Below are 18619 nucleotides of genomic sequence, written 5' to 3' on the forward strand. Positions count from 1 at the left end.
CTAAAGAAGTTAAAAATGAACAATTTTGATTTTAAAAATCCTACCAAAATTATTTTTGGTAAGGACTCCATAGAAAAAATAGAAAATGAAATTCCTAAAGACGCAAAAGTACTATTGCTTTTTGGAGGAGGAAGTATTAAGAAAAACGGAATTTACAATCAAGTAAAAACTGCTTTATCTAAAGTAAATGTTATTGAATTTGGAGGTATACCTGCAAACCCAGAATATGCAGTTTTAATGGATGCTTTAAAAGTAATTAAAGAAGAAAAAATTACCTACTTATTAGCTGTTGGTGGTGGTTCTGTAATTGACGGAACTAAGTTTTTATCTGCTGCTGCTGTTTTTAATGGTGAAACTCCTTGGGATATTTTAACTCAAAACATTAGAACCGAAAAAGGAATGCCTTTTGGTACTGTACTAACATTACCTGCAACAGGTTCTGAAATGAATTCTGGTGCTGTAATTACACGAAGAGAAACTAAAGAAAAACTAGCAATGGGAGGGCCAGGTTTATTTCCTGAGTTTTCAATATTAGATCCTTTAGTTATTACTTCGATTCCAAAACGTCAATTAGCAAACGGTTTAGCTGATGCTTTTACACACGTTTTAGAACAGTATATGACCTACCCAACCGGTGCTTTATTACAAGATAGATTTGCTGAAAGTATTTTACAAACTTTAATTGAAGTTGCTCCTAAAATAATAAATAATCCCACTGATTATAAAGCTGCTTCTAACTTTATGTGGAGTTGTACAATGGCGTTAAACGGATTAATTCAAAAAGGAGTACCTACAGATTGGGCTGTTCACGCAATTGGGCATGAGTTAACTGCTTTATTTGGTATCGATCATGCTCGTACATTAGCTGTTATTGCACCAAGTCATTATACTTTTAATTTTGAAAGTAAAAAAGAGAAATTAGCACAATACGGTGAGCGTGTTTGGAATATTACAGAGGGCACTATTGATGATAAAGCCAATGCTGCTATTGAAAAAACAGTTGCTTTTTTCCATGAATTAGGTATTGATACTAAATTGTCTGACTATACTAAAGATTATGAAGGAACTGCTGAGTTAATTTCAAAACGTTTTACCGATCGTGGTTGGTTAGGTTTAGGGGAACATCAAAATTTATCTCCTGAAAAGGTTGAAGAAATTGTAAAAATGGCATATTAACTTATAATAACCATCTTTTTTAACTTTATCTTAGATAAGATATTCATCTATAAATAAAAAGCCCATCAATAATGATGGGCTTTTGTAATAACTTGAAGTATATGTATTAGATAACTTTTACGTTTACTGCATTTAATCCTTTGTTACCTTCTTGTAAGTCAAATTCAACTTCATCGCCTTCACGAATCTCGTCAATTAACCCTGAAATGTGCACAAAGTGGTCTTTTTCAACTCCTTCTTCTGTAATAAATCCAAATCCTTTTGTCTCGTTGAAAAATTTTACTGTTCCTTTACTCATAATGATACTATATTTTATTTTAATAATTACTTACTAGAATGCAAAGATGATGCCATAAAAAATATATTTTACCAATCAATAGGAAAATAATCTTTTAAAAACTTACCACACCAATGTTTTCCTGTATTAATTCCATCAATTAAAGGATCCATAACTCTAGCTGCACCATCTACAATATCAAGTGGCGGTTGAAAATCGTGAACTTCAACTTTCTTCTTTGATAACTCAGCAGGATCTTCATCTGTTACCCAACCTGTATCAACAGCATTCATATAAATTCCAGATTTAGCAAAAGTTGACGCAGAGGTATGTGTTAACATATTTAAAGCAGCTTTTGCCATGTTTGTATGTGGGTGCCTATCTACTTTTTTAAATCTATGAAATTTTCCTTCCATAGCTGTTACATTAATAATATGTTTTTTGCCTGTATTTTCCTTCATCATTAAATTAGACAAACGGTTACACAAAACAAAAGGAGCTACAGCATTTACCAGCTGTACCTCTACCATTTCTGTAGTTTCTATTTCTCCTAATCGTAAACGCCAACTATTTGTTTTTCTTAAATCTACTTGTTGTAAATCTGCATCTAATTCTCCTTCAGGAAAAACTTCGGCTGTTTGTAACGAATTATCAAAACTGTACGGGATTTGAGATAATTCTGCTGAATTACGCAATCCAATACCAGGTTCAGGGCCATGCCAAGTTACTGGTAATACATTATTTTTACTTGTTTTAGAAGTAGAAACACTTAAGCTTGATAGTTCTTCTAAACAAGCGGTGTGATCTTTTAACAACGTTTGTGCTAGCTTTGGAAGTTTATCAACAGGTAATTTTTCATTTTCCATTAAATGAAAATAAAAGCCTGATGGTCTTCTTACCGTTTGCGCTGCATTGTTTATTAGAATATCTAAACGATCATATTTTTGCTCAATATAATTACAAAAAATCTCTACACTTGGTATATGTCTTAAATCTAAACCATGAATATGTAAACGATCACTCCAATCTTTATAATCTTCTTCTTTAGCAAAACGAATGGCTGAATCTGCGGGAAAACGTGTTGTCGCAACTACAGTAGCTCCAGAACGTAATAACATTAAAGTTATATGATACCCTATTTTTAATCTAGAACCTGTAATAACAGCTACTTGATCTTTTAAGTCAGTCGTTTGAAAACGTTTTGCGTAATTTAAATCACCACATTCTGTACACATGGTATCATAAAAGTGATGTAGTTTGGTAAAAACTGTTTTACAAACGTAACAGTTTCTTGCTGATTCTAGTTCTGGTGTATCTTCTGGTATTGCAGCTGCTGCTAATAATTTTGGAGCAACAAATAACGCTGCTTCTCTAGCAGATCTAATTCCTGTAGACTTTCTTGCATGCGTATCTTTAGCAATCATTTTACGTTTTGCTGCTTTTTTAGCGTCTTTTCTTCTACGCTCAAATTCAGCACGATTAGGTCTTGTTAATTCACCAGCAACTTTGTATAATGCTATTCTTTGTGCTTCTGGGAGTTCAAAAAGTTGATCGGTATCCTCTAATAATTTTTGTAGTGTAGTGATACAAGATTCAATGTCTAAATTCAATTTATTTTCACTCATTTTAAACTACTTATTTAATTTTAATTGTTTCAACATGTTTCTTATTATAAAGTTTTTCCCTCTATAATTACATTATTTACAAGGGCACAAAACTAGCTATTTTTAATCAATTTATTTTGAGTATTCGATAATAATAAAATCACTATAAATTGAATGATCATTTTATAAATACAAAGGCTGTATTATTAAAAACGAACCCTAATCTGTTTTAAAAAATCTTATTATTATTTAGAGGTCAGTAGGTAATTACGTATTGTATAATATGCCTGATGTGTTAATCTCTAGTATATAATAAGTAAATTACTTGTCTGTTCGAGCATTACTGAAATAAGATGACAACTTTATTGAAAGTAGCAAACGAAGTTTACGAGAACTTTTAGACTATGGTGAATAGGTCTCGACTGCGCTCGACCTGACATAGTTAGTCTAAAATTTACTTTAGAGACACGTATCTATCTACTGAACTCTGTTATTATTCAACAAAAAAGAGATTAACCTTTGGGTTAATCTCTTTTTTGTTGTTAAACCCCCATATACTTATCGTATGTGTGGTATAATTTAAAAGTTATAGAATACGTAAAATTATATATTAGTTATTTAACTAATGTTACTTTTACAGCATTCATACCTTTCATTCCTTTTTCAAGTTCGAAACTTACTTTATCATTCTCTGAAATTTCATCAATAATACCACTTACGTGTGTAAAGTATTTTTCTTGATCTGCAGAATCGATAATGAAACCAAATCCTTTAGATGAATCAAAAAATGAAACTGTTCCTTTTCTAACAGGATCAAACGCTTCTCTGTCTCCTTCTAAAGTTTTAGGAACACTTACTTGAATGTCTTCTAAGTTTATTTCTAATTTTAGAGCAGGATCCGGAGGAGTATCACTTAAATTCCCATAAGCATCAGTATATGCAAATTCGATTCCTGTTGGACCATTTTCTTTTATGTCAGCCTTTCGAGCATCCATTTTCTTTTTTTTATCGTCACGTTTTTTTAAACGCTTTTTCTCTTTTTCATTCTTGTTAAATGATTGCTGAGATTTTGCCATAAGATTAGTTAATATATAATTATAATTTTAATTTTGAATGAGTACATAAGTACCTTTTTAAAGGAATTTATGTTAATCGCCCCAATATATTATAAATTACGTAATTTATTTTAATTTTTTACGTTTTTTTTACTAATTTTTGGATTTTTAGCTTAAAAAACGTTTTACTTCTTTATTTTGAAAGAAAAAAGTCCATCAATTACGATGGACTTTTAAAACTTAAAGTATATTTTTAGATAACTTTTACGTTAACCGCATTTGGTCCTTTATTTCCTTCTTTTAAATCAAATTCAACTTCGTCTCCTTCACGAATTTCATCGATTAATCCTGAAACGTGTACAAAATGATCTTTTTCTACTCCTTCTTCAGTGATGAAACCAAATCCTTTAGTTTCATTGAAAAACTTTACTGTTCCTTTACTCATTGTAATGTAATTAAATTTATAATACTAATTGTATGCAAAGATGTAACGATATTTTCACATAAACTACATTTATAAAATTATTTTTTATTTTTCTCTAATTTTGGTTTTAAAGCACCTGTTTCAGCTAAATAATTTGCCATTAATTTATCAACTAATTCTTCTTTTGTTAAGTGATGAAATATGGTTTTTACTTTTGCTCTAAAATCTTCAGAAACATTACGATTAGGCTTGGTTTTAAATATTTTTTTAGCCCATAATAAACCATTGTTCTCTTCTATACTTTTAGTATCTGCCTTTTTAAGAGGTTTAAAAACAATACCTAATTCTTTTTCAAAACTTGCAATTTCTTCTACTTCTTCTTCTTGCAAAACAGTTAAAGAAAGTCCGTTTGCTCCTGCCCTAGCCGTTCGTCCACTTCTATGAACATAAGTGTCATAAGTGTCTGGTAAATGATAATTTACTACGTAAGAAACATCTTTTACATCAATACCACGAGCTGCTAAATCGGTAGCTACTAAAATATTTATATGTCCTTCTCTAAACTGTCCCATAATTCGATCTCGAATTCCTTGGGTTAAACTACCGTGAATAGCACCTGATGAAAACTTATTGATAGCTAAGTTTTTTGCTAACTTGTTTACAGCTGCTTTCGTTTTACAAAATATAATACCTCGTTCGCCTTCTTTAGAGTTTAAGAAATGAAGTAATACTTCTAATTTTTCGATAGGTTTAACAACCACATATTGATGATCGATACCTTGATGACCAACCGTTGTCATATCAGCTTCTATCTGAATTACATGTTTAGACATGTAATTTTGAATTAACTGCTTTATTGCTCCAGGCATTGTCGCCGTATACAATAATGTTCTTCTTGTTTTTGGTATCGCTTTTATAATAGTATCTACTTCTTCTTTTAAAGAACTTACCATTTCATCAGCTTCATCTAATACAAAGTATTTTAATTCTTTAATACTTATTGCACCTCTTTTTACTAAATCTAATAAACGCCCTGGTGTTGCTACTATAATATGGTTTGTTTCTTTTAAACTTTCTATTTGAGGCTTAATTGGTGTACCACCACATAGTGAAGCTATGATTACCTCAGGAGTATTCGTAGCAAAAGAAACTAAATTTTTATAAATCTGTTGTCCTAATTCTCTTGTCGGTGCTAATATTAAGGCTTGTACATTAGTATTTTCAACATCAATCAATTGCAATAAGGGTAATCCGAATGCTGCTGTTTTACCTGTACCTGTTTTTGCTAAAACAACTACATCTTCTTTTTGATTTAGAATAACAGGAATGGCTTTTTCTTGTACATCTGTTGGTACAGAAATATGTAAATCAACTAAACTTTGTTGTAATTGTTTATTAATTCCTAAATCTGAAAATTGCTTTGGCATAAAAAATATTTTTTGCAAAGATAATCACACTTTATAGGAAATACTATCAATTAGGTTTCTTATTAATTTAATTAAAAAGAGCTAATAAAAGCTAGTTATAATTTTATATTGAAGTAAAAAATCTGCATTTATAGCAGATTCTTGTTATTAAATAAATGAGGTTTATCACCTTTCATATTTTTATAAAACTCATAAAAATGAGCAAAATCAATATTTATATCACCAGTCGGATAAAAAGGCTTTGATAATTGTACTTGTTTGTTCTCAAAATCGAAACCTAGCATTACAATTGGCACATTTGCTCCTGTTGCAATATAATAAAACCCTGTTTTCCATTTTTCTACAAATTGTCGGGTTCCTTCTGGTGAAATTGCTAAACGAAATTCTTCTTTAGAGTTAAATACATTGATAATAGCATCTACTACATTCATGCTTTTGCTTCTATCAATAGGAGCGCCTCCTAATGCTTTAAATATAAAACCAAATGGTGGTTTAAATAATGATTTTTTTCCTACAAAATTAAGTTTTGTACCTGTTATGTTTTTTGAAAACAATCCTACCAAAAAGTCTTTCCAACTTGTATGAGGTGCGCCAATTAACACATATTTTTTTAACTCTTTCGGAAATTCTCCTTTAAATTTCCATCCTAAAATTGTAGTAAATATAAATTTAGATATCATCTATTATAATATGAACGCCAAAAATACATCTTTATTTTTTAGAAAAAAATATTGAAAATTATTCTAATATCTTTAGCTAAAATTAATAGTTTAACCCCCATTAATAGGTGCTTGATTTTAAGTAGGTTAATGTAGTTTTTGTAATCTGTTCGAGTATTATTGAAATCAAATGATAACTTGATTGAAAGTAGCAAACGAAGTTTCGAGAACTATAAACATTTTAAAGATGGGGTTTAACTGCGCTCAACTAGTCATTACCTAAGTATTTCATTAAAATATAAGTAATCTAATATTTAAATTTCTAGTTAAACTTAATAATAAAAATATTTTTTATAGAATTGAAATAAACAACAATATTAAAAGTGTATTAACTATTCCGTAAATAATTAATACGAGTCTAAATGGGAATTTAAAAGCTATAAAAACACCATTGACTGTTTTACTGCCTAAAGAGGTTATTTTATCTTCAAGGTTATTATTGGCCGTGTTTGGGTTTTCAATTTCTTTCTCAACAATTAATTCGGGTGATTTACGTAAAAATATTGCTTTAAATAGCAAATTGACAATCCAAATAAAAGGTGGTGCAAAAAATTTTATACGTTTTGCTAATACTCGTTTTACTATAGGTTGTATTGCATAGATTGCAACACCTTTAAATACATCACTTGATGATATTACCAAGGAAATATCATTTTTTCGTTGTGCCACTAACCTATTAGAATCTGCATATACATGTTTAGCTGTATCTATAGTAATGGTATATACTTTTGTTAAATCTTCTTTTATTGTTGTTAAAAGTCGTATTGCCGAAAAAATAATAATACTTGGTATGGTTACGGCTAAAGAAAGTATAAAAAATAGTATTGCAGTAGACCAATGATAGGTACCAAAATAAGTACATATACTTATTCCTACAAGGAAAATTAGTAGGTTTTTTACTACTATTTCCCCAACATATAGTGGGAAAAACAACGCATCTGAAATTGTTTCAGCTAGTTCATCTGCCTGGTACTTCGTATAGTCTATTCGTAAATTATCTTTTACAGTAGTTTTCATAGTTTTTTTATAATAACTAAATACTTAGAATCCAATACAGATCTAAGTATTGTATAAATACTAAAAGAGCAAACCCTAAGATTTGCTCTTTTAGTAATTTGTACTTATGCTACTGGCCAACGGTTATCGATAGCTGCGTTACCAATGGTCATTTGTTCTGCCGAAACAGTAAAGTTAATGGTCATTGGTACGTCTCCGTTTACATGTAAGTTTTCTTTATAGTATACGATGTACGCATTTTTAAATTCAACTTCTTTCATTTTTGAATCTTCTTCAGATTTCTTAAATACAATTTTTCCTTCAATAGCTTTAAATTGGCTATTTAACATTGCTTCAATTACAGATGAATCAGCGGTAGACTCTATTGTAATATTGATTCTTCCTCCGTAAACATTAGATGCAATTTTACCTTTTTTATCAGTATCTCTACTAAATTCGTATTCCGTAGCTAATACGTCAAATTCTTTCCCTCCTAATTCTAGCGATGCTCTAAATGATCCCATAGTTTTGTTTTTTTTTTGTTAATAATTTTTAAATTTTCTTTTGTTTTATGAATAGCGTAACTAGTATTGCTAACATAAAACGAACTCTCTATAACAATAGATAATTATATAATCAACTAAAAAAAACAAACGTATTTAGACTGGGAGAACTCCCAAAATAGATATACTGATATAGTACAATACAGGCTAGATATGCCTATATAGATACAAGTACGACAGTTTATTTTACATAGCAATTATAAAATCACAAATTGTCAAATTTGAGTTGTAAATGTATATACTTATTTTTATATAAAAAATGTTTTTTATATAAAAGTCTAAACTTTATTATAATAAGTTAATTTTAATATATTTTCAAATACCAAAACATATAATTATTATAGTAGGTTGCGCTATATTTGTGTATTCAATAAATTTTATTTTATCTAAATGAGCACAACTTTATTATTAATTACAACTACTATTTCTGGATTAATTTTAGGAGGTTTTATTGGGTATTTACTAGGTAAGTTAAACCTTAAAAAAGCAACGGATGTTTTAGAAAAAGAAAACAATACGCTTAATGCAACTATTGCAAATTTAGAGGTTCAAAAAAATGAAAAAGAGAAAATAGTTACGCAACAAAAAGAAGATTTATTATTACGAATAAAAAATCAAACAAAAGAAACAGAAGAAATTCGTAGAGAAAAAGAGTTTTTAAATATTGAATTAGCTAGAAAGAATGAAGAGTTTAAAAATTTGCAGTTAAAATTAAATGAGAATAAAGAAGAGGTAGAAAAATTACAAGAAAAGTTCACCAAAGAATTTGAGAATTTAGCAAATAAAATATTAGATGAAAAATCAAATAAATTTACACTTCAAAATAAAGAGAACATTCAGAACATTTTAAATCCTCTTCAAGAAAAAATAAAAATATTTGAAGATAAAGTTGATAAAACTCATAAAGAAAGTATTGATTATCATTCTGCATTACGCCAACAGATTCTTGGTTTAAAAGAAATGAATCAGCAAATGAGTAAAGAGACTATCAATTTAACAAAAGCATTAAAAGGTGATAGTAAAACTCAAGGGAACTGGGGAGAGTTGGTATTGGAGCGTGTTTTAGAAAAATCTGGTTTAGAAAAAGATAGAGAATATTTTGTACAACAATCATTTACCAATGATGAAGGTAAACGAATTTTACCTGATGTTGTTATTCATTTACCAGACAATAAGAAGATGATTGTCGATTCTAAAGTTTCTTTAACTGCTTACGAGCAATTTGTAAATACAGATGATGATTTAGATAGAGAACGTTTTTTAACAGCGCACCTTAATTCGTTAAAGCGTCATATAGCACAATTATCTGAAAAGAAGTATGAAGATATTTATAAAATATCATCACCCGATTTTGTACTACTTTTTGTACCTATCGAACCCGCGTTTGCAGTTGCTTTAAATCAAGATAACTCTTTATACAACAAAGCTTTTGAAAAAAACATTGTTATTGTTACACCTACTACCCTATTAGCAACACTACGTACTATTGATACAATGTGGAATAACGAAAAACAACAACGAAATGCTTTAGAAATAGCAAGACAAGCAGGTGCTTTATATGATAAATTTGATGGTTTATTACAAGATTTAATAGGAATAGGTAAAAAGATAGATGCTTCTAAAGCTGATTATAATAGTGCTATGAATAAATTAGTTGATGGACGAGGTAATCTTATAACCAGTGTTGAAAAATTAAAAAAAATGGGGGCTAAAGCTAAAAAAGCATTGCCTCAAAACATTATAGAAAGAGCACAAGATAACGACTAATACCAATTCGGATATAAAATGATTGTAAATAAATACACTTTAATTTTCGCTAATTTTATAACGAAGAAATAGTAGAAAAGTAAATGTATTTTACCGATTATATTATGTCCCAATTGGTATAAAAGCTTATTCTTTTAGTCTCTTTACTAATTTATCTACCGTTAATCCTTGTGCTATTATAGAAAAAACAACGACTATATAAGTAATAACTAAAAACAAATCTCTTTCCATACTTGTTGATAATCCTAAAGCTAAAGCAATAGATATTCCGCCTCGTAAACCACCCCAAGTCATAATTACATTGGTGTTTTTAACAAAATCTAATTTCTTTTCAAAAATCTTGACAGGTAAAAACAAAGAAGCATAACGACATATTAAACAAATAGGTATTGCTAATAAACCTGCTAAAACAAACTTTCCTTCAATTACTAATACTAACATTTCCATACCGATTAACACAAATAAAATGGCGTTTAAAAGTATATCTATTAATTCCCAAAACTTATCTACATATTTCTCTGTAGTTGTAGACATTGCATGTTCTCTAACAGTATCATTCCCTACAATTAAACCAGCTGTTACCATTGCTAAAGGTGCTGATAAATGAAATTTATGGCAAAGTACTGTACCTCCCATTACAGTTGCTAAGGTGATGATAACTTCAATATCAAAATCATCTATAGATTTTAATAATCGATAGGTAATCCAACCTAAAACAACTCCAATACCAATACCTCCAATTACTTCTTGACCAAAAAGTGTTAAAACATCTGTTACACTTACATTTGCTGTTCCAGATTCCGCAATTTTAAAAATAGTTAAGAAAATTACTACACCTACGCCATCATTAAACAATGATTCTCCAACAATTTTTGTTTCTAATTTTTTAGGAACACCTGCCTTTTTTAAAATTCCTAAAACGGCTATTGGGTCTGTAGGAGAAATAAGTGCTCCGAATAATAAACAATGTATAAAACTTACCTCTAAGTTTATTAATTGTAATACAAAAAACATTGCGATACCTACTAAAAACGTAGATGTTAATACGCCTAAAGTTGAAAATAAAAGTATTGGCCAACGTTGTATTTTAAGTTGATCGAAATTTGTGTGTAAAGCACCTGCAAATAACAAGAAGCTTAACATTTCATCTAATAATAGCTTTTTGAAATCTATTTTTGATATGATTGATTTTTCTAAATTTAATAATGTAGGATCATAATTACTTAGTAAAAGAATACCTAACGTAAATAAAATGGTTAAAATCATTAAACCAATGGTGTTGGGAAGCTTTAAAAACCGAACATTGATATACCCGAATAGGCCAGATAATAAGATTAGTATTGTAGCAATTAAATAAGCATCCATAGTTATTATTCTTTAGAAAGTTGAAAGATATAAAACCATACCTCGTTCTTCATTAAAAAAACGAAAAAAGCAGCCGATTGGCTGCTTTTTTTATTTAAAGAATAATTAATTACATTACGAATAATCTTCTTACGCTCATCATTCCTTCTACGCTATCTCCAATTTCTGATAATACTTCATTGTGCTGTTCTTTTGATTCTGAATTGCTTTATCAATGACAATCATAGTTACAATATATGTAAAAAGATCACTTATTTTTTTGTAAGTTTTCAATTAGAATCCTTAGTTCAACTACCCGCTTACGCGTAACAACAAAATCTTTTTTATTTGTTAACTCTACGATGTACTTTTCATTTTCCCAGTGAGTAATATTTTTAACCGTAGGTATATTAACTATAACTGCTCTATTGATTCTAAAAAAATATTTTTTACTTAACATTTTATCCAATTCAGCTAAGTTATAATCAATTTTAAATACAGCATTTTTAGAATTTACAAAATAATTTCTGTCAATTTTTTCAAACCAAATAATTTTATTCACTAAAATAGGAATATTTCCTATTGAACTTTTTACTGCTATTTTCTGATTTAAAGGATTTTTTTTATACTTTAAATAACTTATCAATAAAACTCCATGAACACCTACAAAAGCAACAAGCATTGCTTTGTAAAAGATATTTAAAACATCTATATCTTCTATAGATTTATTAAATATAGAAAATGAATACGCTAAAAATAAATAACAAAAAAAAGCAACGAAAGACGAAGCTATTAATTTTGATTCGAACTGTAACCATTCTTTTACTTTTACAGGAAAAAAACTAATTTTTAAATATTTACTAGCTATTTTAAATGATTCGAAAACAACTATTAATAATACTATAGACCAAATAGAATTTCCTAAAAATTTAACAAAAACAAATTCTTTGCTACATGATGGAATATTATTCCAAAAAGAAGAAACTACTGTTTTATTACTACAAGAGTTAATAAATTTTGGAAGCAATAAAATAGCATAACATCCCAAAACGTATAGAGGATTTCTTAAAATTGAATATTGAATTTCTTTTTGCATTTTCTTAACACGTATTTCACTACAATAACTCCTTATTTGAGTGATTATATAGTTTTAAACAAAACTATATATAAATCCTCACTCTATATTTGTATTGGTAGTTAACATATTACTAAAATAAATAAAAGAAAAATGAGAGTAAACAATCGAGTGCGTGTAAATATTCTTACACTATTAATTTTAACTTCTTTATCATTATCTGGTCAGAAAATTACTTCTAAAAACATTATAAATAAGCTAAAAAAGAAATACAAATTTACTACTAATCTTAAAAAATTTGCTGTTACATATAAATATACCGGATTTAACCCTTATCAAAGTCATGACTATAAACACCCTGAAGATAAAATAAATCGATTTGGTATTTATACAATAGAAGTAGATAAAGATAAAAAAGAATACTTTACTCATGATAAAAATCAATTCCCTGGGAATTTCGTTTTTGAATTCAAACATTTTAAACATAAAGAAAAAGCTATATCATACGATGTTAATGGTGTAATTAGAGGAAAGACACTTAGGGAATTAAAAAATAATGCTTATGAAAAACAAAGTGTAAGAGCTGGAAATGTTTTAAGCTTTGAGCAAGTATCCATTTTATTATCAAACCATAATATAGGAAAACCACTAAGAATTGCAATAAGTGATAAAACTGTAGTAATTACGCATACAAATCATAAAGAAATTACAAATAAATACACTTTTGAAATACCTTCATTGAGACTTAAGATATTAGAAAGTACAGAAGATAATTCAATAGTTAAATATAAAGATTATACTTCAAAAGATACTATTGAATATGCTGAAAAACTAGATGTTTATAAAAAAAATAAATTAAGTGCTTTAATTGTGGTTAAGAACCTTAAAGTCATAACAGGAATTGCTACTTCAAAATTTATGATTCCAAAAGAATATGTTTTACCAAAGAAAAATGTCGTTTCAGAAAGTAAAATCACTAAAATAGCAAATAACCTTTATATTATTAATGCTTTTAATAATAGTAGGTTCATTCTTTTAAAAGTAATAGAGAATAATATTATGGTTTTTGGAGCTCCTAGATCTGATAAGTCCTCTGAAAAAATTATGACCTTAATTGAAAAAAAGTTCCCAATGAAAACAATTCAATCTGTATTTGTTTCTCATCCTCATAGCGATCATATAGGTGGCTTAAATGCGTACGCTAAAAAAGGAATAACAGTACTTGCAGATGACTATACTATTGATGCAATTAAAAATTTCCCTGCATTCAGTAAATCAATTAATACCTTTAAATTTAAAACACTTACAAATAAAATAAATATTAATGGAGTTCGATTTTACGTTTTAAAAAATAAGCATAGTTTTAAACAGAGTTTTGTCTACTTTAAAGGCGCACAAATAATTTACGAAGGTGACTTTTTAGAAATTCCAGCTGACAACTCTATTGCTACACATTTATCTAATGTAGAAAAACAATTTATAGAATTTGTTCGTAAAGAAAAATTGAAAATTAAAAGAATTGTACAACATCATCGCAACCCTAATGTTTCTTTAACAACTATGAATGCATATTATAAAGCAAATACAAAATAACTACATTATACAAATCACACTACTTTAAATAAAAAAAGCACCGAACGGTGCTTTTTTTATTCTATAAATTTAGTGTAACGTTTACATTACGAATAATCTTCTTGCGCTCATCATTTCTTCTACGCTATCTCCAATTTCTGATAATGCTTCATCATTATCATGATTAAGGATTGCTTCATCAATAAAATCAACAACTTGTTGCATATCGTCTTCATTCAAACCACGAGTGGTTATTGCGGGTGTACCTATACGAATACCTGAAGTTACAAACGGACTTTGAGTATCGAAAGGAACCATATTTTTGTTTACAGTAATATCTGCTTTTCCTAATGCTATTTCAGCATCTTTACCTGTAATATCTTTATTACGTAAATCAATTAACATACAATGGTTGTCTGTTCCTCCAGAGATAATATTATATCCTTTAGCAACAAAAGCTTTTGCCATTGCTTGTGCATTTTCTTTTACTTGTAATTGGTATTCCAAAAACTCATCTGTTAAAGCTTCACCAAAAGCAACTGCTTTTGCCGCAATAACATGCTCTAATGGTCCACCTTGATTTCCTGGAAAAACTGCAGAATTAATCAATGTTGACATTTTCTTTAATTTTCCTGATTTTAATTTTAAACCAAAAGGGTTTTCAAAATCTTTACCTATCATAATAATTCCTCCACGAGGACCACGTAACGTTTTATGCGTAGTTGTAGTTACAATATGACAATGAGGTAATGGATCAGATAAAATACCTTTTGCTATTAAACCTGCTGGATGCGAAATATCTGCCATTAAAATTGCTCCAACGCTGTCTGCAATCTCTCTAAATTTTTCAAAATCCATATCACGAGAATATGCCGAAGCTCCTGCAATAATTAATTTTGGTTTATGCTCTTTAGCTTGTTGCTCTAAATGATTATAATCAATTTTACCTGTAGCTTTATCTACTCCATAAAAAACAGGATTGTATAATTTACCTGAAAAGTTTACTGGAGATCCGTGAGTTAAGTGCCCACCATGTGATAAATCAAAACCTAAAATTGTATCTCCTGGGTTTAAACAAGCTGCAAAAACAGCTGTGTTTGCTTGTGAACCAGAATGTGGCTGAACATTTACATATTCTGCTCCAAACAATTCTTTAGCTCTATCAATAGCAATCTGCTCTACAATATCTACTACTTCACATCCACCATAATAGCGCTTACCTGGATATCCTTCTGCATATTTATTAGTTAAAATAGAACCCTGTGCTTGCATTACTTGCTCGCTTACAAAGTTTTCTGAAGCAATCAGTTCTAAACCATTTAGCTGACGTTCTTTTTCTTCTTGAATTAAATCAAATATTTGATGATCTTTTTGCATCTTATGTGTTGTTAAATATGTAGCCAAATGTAATAATTTTATTATTGAAACTTTATGCAATTTTTATCTAATTTTAATCCGATATACCTATATTCTATTTTCTACTAGCTTTAAAAGTTATTGTACCAGTTAACCTATATGGAATTAACCTTTTCACATAAGAATAAACAGGCTATTTTTTATACTATTTTACCTTTTTTTCACACTAAACACTTGCATTTAATTTAAAAAATATGTAGGTTTGAGGTAAAATAAACATAACTATTTCAATGAAAATAACGGCAAATAATCCTAATAGAAAATCTTGGTTAAACGTTAATAAAGACTCTGATTTTCCTATTCAAAATATTCCTTTTGGAGTATTTATAACAAAAGATGATATCATAACAATTGGTACTAGAATTGGTGATTTTGCTATCGATTTAGGTGCTTTACATCAACTAGGCTACTTTAAAGAAATCCCTTTAACAGATGATATATTTTTACAAGACACATTAAATGATTTTATTGCTGACGGACGCAAAACATGGCGTTTAGTACGTAATCGAATTGCTGATATTTTTGATGTAACTAACGGAGAACTTAGAGATAATATAGCACATAAAGATAGTGTGATTTTTAGAATGGAAGATGTTGAAATGCAGCTACCTGTTTCTGTTGGAGATTACACTGATTTTTACGCAAGTAAAGAACATGCTACTAATGTAGGTTCATTATTTCGTGATCCAGAAAATGCATTATTTCCAAACTGGTTACGTATACCAATAGGTTACCATGGAAGAAGCTCTTCTATTGTGCCTTCAGGTACTCCTATTCGTCGCCCTATTGGTCAACAACGTCCTAGCGAAGGAGAAACAACTCCTAATTTTGGCCCTTCAAAATTATTAGATTTTGAACTAGAAATGGCTTTTATAACTACTGTTGCCAATGATTTAGGAGATAGAATCCCTATTAAAGACGCTGATGAATATATCTTTGGATTGGTTTTATTTAATGACTGGTCAGCTAGAGATATTCAAGCATGGGAATATGTACCATTAGGTCCTTTCTTAGGAAAAAACTTTGCTTCAACAATTTCTCCTTGGATTGTTACTTTAGATGCTTTAGAGCCTTTTAGAGTTGACAACCCTAAACAAATGTATGAGCCTTTACCTTATTTACAGAGAGAAGGAAAAGATAGTTTTGATATTAATTTGCAAATGGCAATTCAGCCAGAAAATAAAGAAGAAACGGTTGTTTGTAATTCTAATTTCAAGTACATGTACTGGACAATGGCACAGCAATTAGCGCATCATACTGTAAACGGTTGCCCTATAAACGCAGGAGATATGATGGGATCTGGAACAATTTCTGGTCCTACAAAAGATAGTTTCGGGTCTATGTTAGAATTAACATGGAAAGGTCAAAATCCATTAAAAATGAATGATGGGTCTGAACGTAAATTTATCAACGATCACGATACTGTTATTATGCGTGGATATTCTCAAAACGATGAAGTACGTATCGGTTTTGGAGAATGTACCGGTAAAATATTACCCGCTAAAGAATAATTTAGCTAGCATATCGTAACAAAGGTTTATAACTAAAAAAAATCCAGTTCAAAATGAACTGGATTTTTTATTTTTTTTAATCTTCCTCCTCCTCTTCTTCAGGTGGTGGGTGCCCAAATATATCTTCATATATCTCATCAAAATTGTTACGCAAATGAGAATTTAATTTCTTACGGTAGTCATCTTGTAACCAATCAATAAAATTGTGAGTACTCTTACAAATACATTTTGAGTACCTATGAATTCTATCATCAATTTCTCCGCCTAATTTCTTTGCTAAAATTAAGGCATCAAAAACATCTTCACTATTTTCTATACAAATCTTAGCGTGATGATCTATTGATTTTTCTAATACTTTTTTTGATGATAACCCTGCTTGAATAACCTCTATATATATCTTTTTTACGTCGAAATATAAATCAGAAGAATTTGCAAATTCTTCTTTAACATCAGCTGGTAACTCATATCTAAAATCATTTTCGATTTCTTCATCAGATAATAAATTATCTAAGTAAAAGTTAGGTGCTCTAAACATTTTATGCCAATCTAAATCAGCACCCCATGGTCCAAAACGATGAAAATTATTTCCTAAATCAATTACATTAAATTCATTTTTCCCCTTAAATATACGCGACCCTCTACCAATCATCTGGTAATACAACGTTAGAGATTTTGTAGCTCTATTTAAAATGATTGATTTTACCGAAGGCTCATCAAAACCAGTTGTTAGTATACTTACTGATGTAATAATAGCGTTAGGCGTTGTATGAAACCATTTTAAAATAAAATCACGCTCTTTTTTTGTATTTGTGTTATCTAAATGAGCAATAGGATATCCAGCTTTCTTAAAAGTATCATATACATGAAGTGATGTATTAATACCGTTATTAAAAATCAGGGTTTTTGTTCCTTTAGCGCGTTCTTCATAAGCTTGTAAAAGCTTAGATAACATATCAGTGTTCGTGTATAAATCTTCCGAAGATTTAACAGTATAATCTCCGTTTGCTCCAATCTCTAAGGAAGTTAAACCTACATTATAAGAAAACACGTTTGCTTTTGCTAAATATTCGCTTTCAATTAAAGTTCCAATACTTTCACCTGCAATTAAGTCGTCATAATTGTCTTTCATTGGTAATTTAATATTCGAACTTAAAGGAGTTGCTGTTACCCCAAGAACAAACGACTTATCAAAAAACTTAAATAATTTGGTAAACGAATTATAATGTGCCTCATCAACAATAACTAAACCTACATCAGAGATATCTAACATACCGTCGTTTAAACGATTGTTTAGTGTTTCAACCATGGCTACAAAACAATCATATTTATCTTGATCATCTAAAGTAGCCTTACTATCAATAATTTTATTATCTACACCAAATTCACCAAGCATCTTTGCAGTTTGCTTACATAATTCAATTCGGTGGGTCATTATCAATACCTTTTTTTGATAATGCTTTATAAATTGACGGGTAATTTCAGAGAAAATTACAGTTTTACCTCCTCCTGTTGGTAATTGATATAGTAAATGATAATTTTCAGGGGCATTTTCAAAACTTTTAAAAATTTTAAACAATGCATCTTTCTGATAACCGTATAAATTTTTTCCTTTAGTTTCTTGTGAAGTCGTGGTTTCGTTACTCAATTTTATACTTTTTTGTAATACACAAAAATACGATGTATTTAAATAAGT

16 protein-coding genes are annotated in these 18619 nt (G+C 29.2%); 4 read left to right on the forward strand and 12 right to left on the reverse strand.

Annotation, left to right across the window (positions count from 1 at the left end):
* Positions 1-15 precede the first annotated feature (15 nt).
* On the forward strand, positions 16-1176 hold the full coding sequence (locus tag CXF68_RS14640) for an iron-containing alcohol dehydrogenase (protein ID WP_101045873.1): 1161 nt from the start codon (positions 16-18) through the stop codon (positions 1174-1176).
* A 106-nt stretch (positions 1177-1282) separates the two neighbouring features.
* Here CXF68_RS14640 and CXF68_RS14645 read toward each other — a convergent pair whose 3' ends face one another.
* The 8 genes from CXF68_RS14645 to tssD form a co-directional block, all read right to left on the reverse strand.
* Positions 1283-1474 (reverse strand): cold-shock protein, encoded by a 192-nt coding sequence (locus CXF68_RS14645; RefSeq protein WP_101045874.1) that lies wholly within the window; start codon positions 1472-1474, stop codon positions 1283-1285.
* 68 nt (positions 1475-1542) lie between these two features.
* Entirely contained in the window at positions 1543-3078 is a 1536-nt protein-coding gene (locus tag CXF68_RS14650) for an SDR family NAD(P)-dependent oxidoreductase (RefSeq protein WP_101045875.1), read from the reverse strand.
* A 593-nt stretch (positions 3079-3671) separates the two neighbouring features.
* Positions 3672-4133 (reverse strand): cold-shock protein, encoded by a 462-nt coding sequence (locus CXF68_RS14655; RefSeq protein WP_101045876.1) that lies wholly within the window; start codon positions 4131-4133, stop codon positions 3672-3674.
* Positions 4134-4365: 232 nt separating this feature from the next.
* Positions 4366-4557 (reverse strand): cold-shock protein, encoded by a 192-nt coding sequence (locus CXF68_RS14660; RefSeq protein WP_028889015.1) that lies wholly within the window; start codon positions 4555-4557, stop codon positions 4366-4368.
* 77 nt (positions 4558-4634) lie between these two features.
* Positions 4635-5963, reverse strand: a complete 1329-nt coding sequence (locus tag CXF68_RS14665) for a DEAD/DEAH box helicase (protein WP_101045877.1) — start codon at positions 5961-5963, stop codon at positions 4635-4637.
* 128 nt (positions 5964-6091) lie between these two features.
* Positions 6092-6643 (reverse strand): 1-acyl-sn-glycerol-3-phosphate acyltransferase, encoded by a 552-nt coding sequence (locus CXF68_RS14670; RefSeq protein WP_101045878.1) that lies wholly within the window; start codon positions 6641-6643, stop codon positions 6092-6094.
* Between the two features lie 330 nt (positions 6644-6973).
* Positions 6974-7699 (reverse strand): hypothetical protein, encoded by a 726-nt coding sequence (locus CXF68_RS14675; RefSeq protein ID WP_101045879.1) that lies wholly within the window; start codon positions 7697-7699, stop codon positions 6974-6976.
* Between the two features lie 104 nt (positions 7700-7803).
* The gene (gene tssD / locus CXF68_RS14680; protein ID WP_101045880.1) at positions 7804-8202 is read right to left on the reverse strand and encodes a type VI secretion system tube protein TssD; all 399 of its coding nucleotides are present in this window, start codon (positions 8200-8202) and stop codon (positions 7804-7806) included.
* Positions 8203-8631: 429 nt separating this feature from the next.
* Between tssD and rmuC the strand changes: the two genes are divergently transcribed.
* Entirely contained in the window at positions 8632-10008 is a 1377-nt protein-coding gene (gene rmuC, locus CXF68_RS14685; RefSeq protein WP_101045881.1) for a DNA recombination protein RmuC, read from the forward strand.
* Between the two features lie 126 nt (positions 10009-10134).
* Here the strand turns inward: rmuC and CXF68_RS14690 are convergent, their stop codons facing one another.
* Positions 10135-11373: a sodium:proton antiporter gene (locus CXF68_RS14690; protein ID WP_101045882.1), complete on the reverse strand. Its 1239-nt coding sequence runs from the start codon at positions 11371-11373 to the stop codon at positions 10135-10137.
* A 247-nt stretch (positions 11374-11620) separates the two neighbouring features.
* A complete protein-coding gene (locus tag CXF68_RS14695) occupies positions 11621-12448 on the reverse strand; it encodes a LytTR family DNA-binding domain-containing protein (RefSeq protein ID WP_101045883.1) in 828 nt (275 codons plus the stop codon).
* 132 nt (positions 12449-12580) lie between these two features.
* Between CXF68_RS14695 and CXF68_RS14700 the strand changes: the two genes are divergently transcribed.
* Entirely contained in the window at positions 12581-14020 is a 1440-nt protein-coding gene (locus tag CXF68_RS14700) for an MBL fold metallo-hydrolase (RefSeq protein WP_101045884.1), read from the forward strand.
* 81 nt (positions 14021-14101) lie between these two features.
* Here the strand turns inward: CXF68_RS14700 and glyA are convergent, their stop codons facing one another.
* Complete coding sequence (gene glyA / locus CXF68_RS14705; protein WP_101047551.1) at positions 14102-15376, reverse strand: serine hydroxymethyltransferase; 1275 nt, start codon at positions 15374-15376, stop codon at positions 14102-14104.
* Between the two features lie 269 nt (positions 15377-15645).
* Between glyA and fahA the strand changes: the two genes are divergently transcribed.
* Positions 15646-16926 (forward strand): fumarylacetoacetase, encoded by a 1281-nt coding sequence (gene fahA / locus CXF68_RS14710; protein ID WP_101045885.1) that lies wholly within the window; start codon positions 15646-15648, stop codon positions 16924-16926.
* Between the two features lie 76 nt (positions 16927-17002).
* On the opposite strand, the gene CXF68_RS14715 is transcribed toward fahA, so the two are convergent.
* Entirely contained in the window at positions 17003-18571 is a 1569-nt protein-coding gene (locus CXF68_RS14715) for a DEAD/DEAH box helicase (RefSeq protein WP_101045886.1), read from the reverse strand.
* Between the last annotated feature and the right edge of the window lie 48 nt (positions 18572-18619).

The sequence above is a fragment of the Tenacibaculum sp. Bg11-29 genome (genome assembly GCF_002836595.1).
Classification (GTDB): Bacteria; Bacteroidota; Bacteroidia; order Flavobacteriales; family Flavobacteriaceae; genus Polaribacter.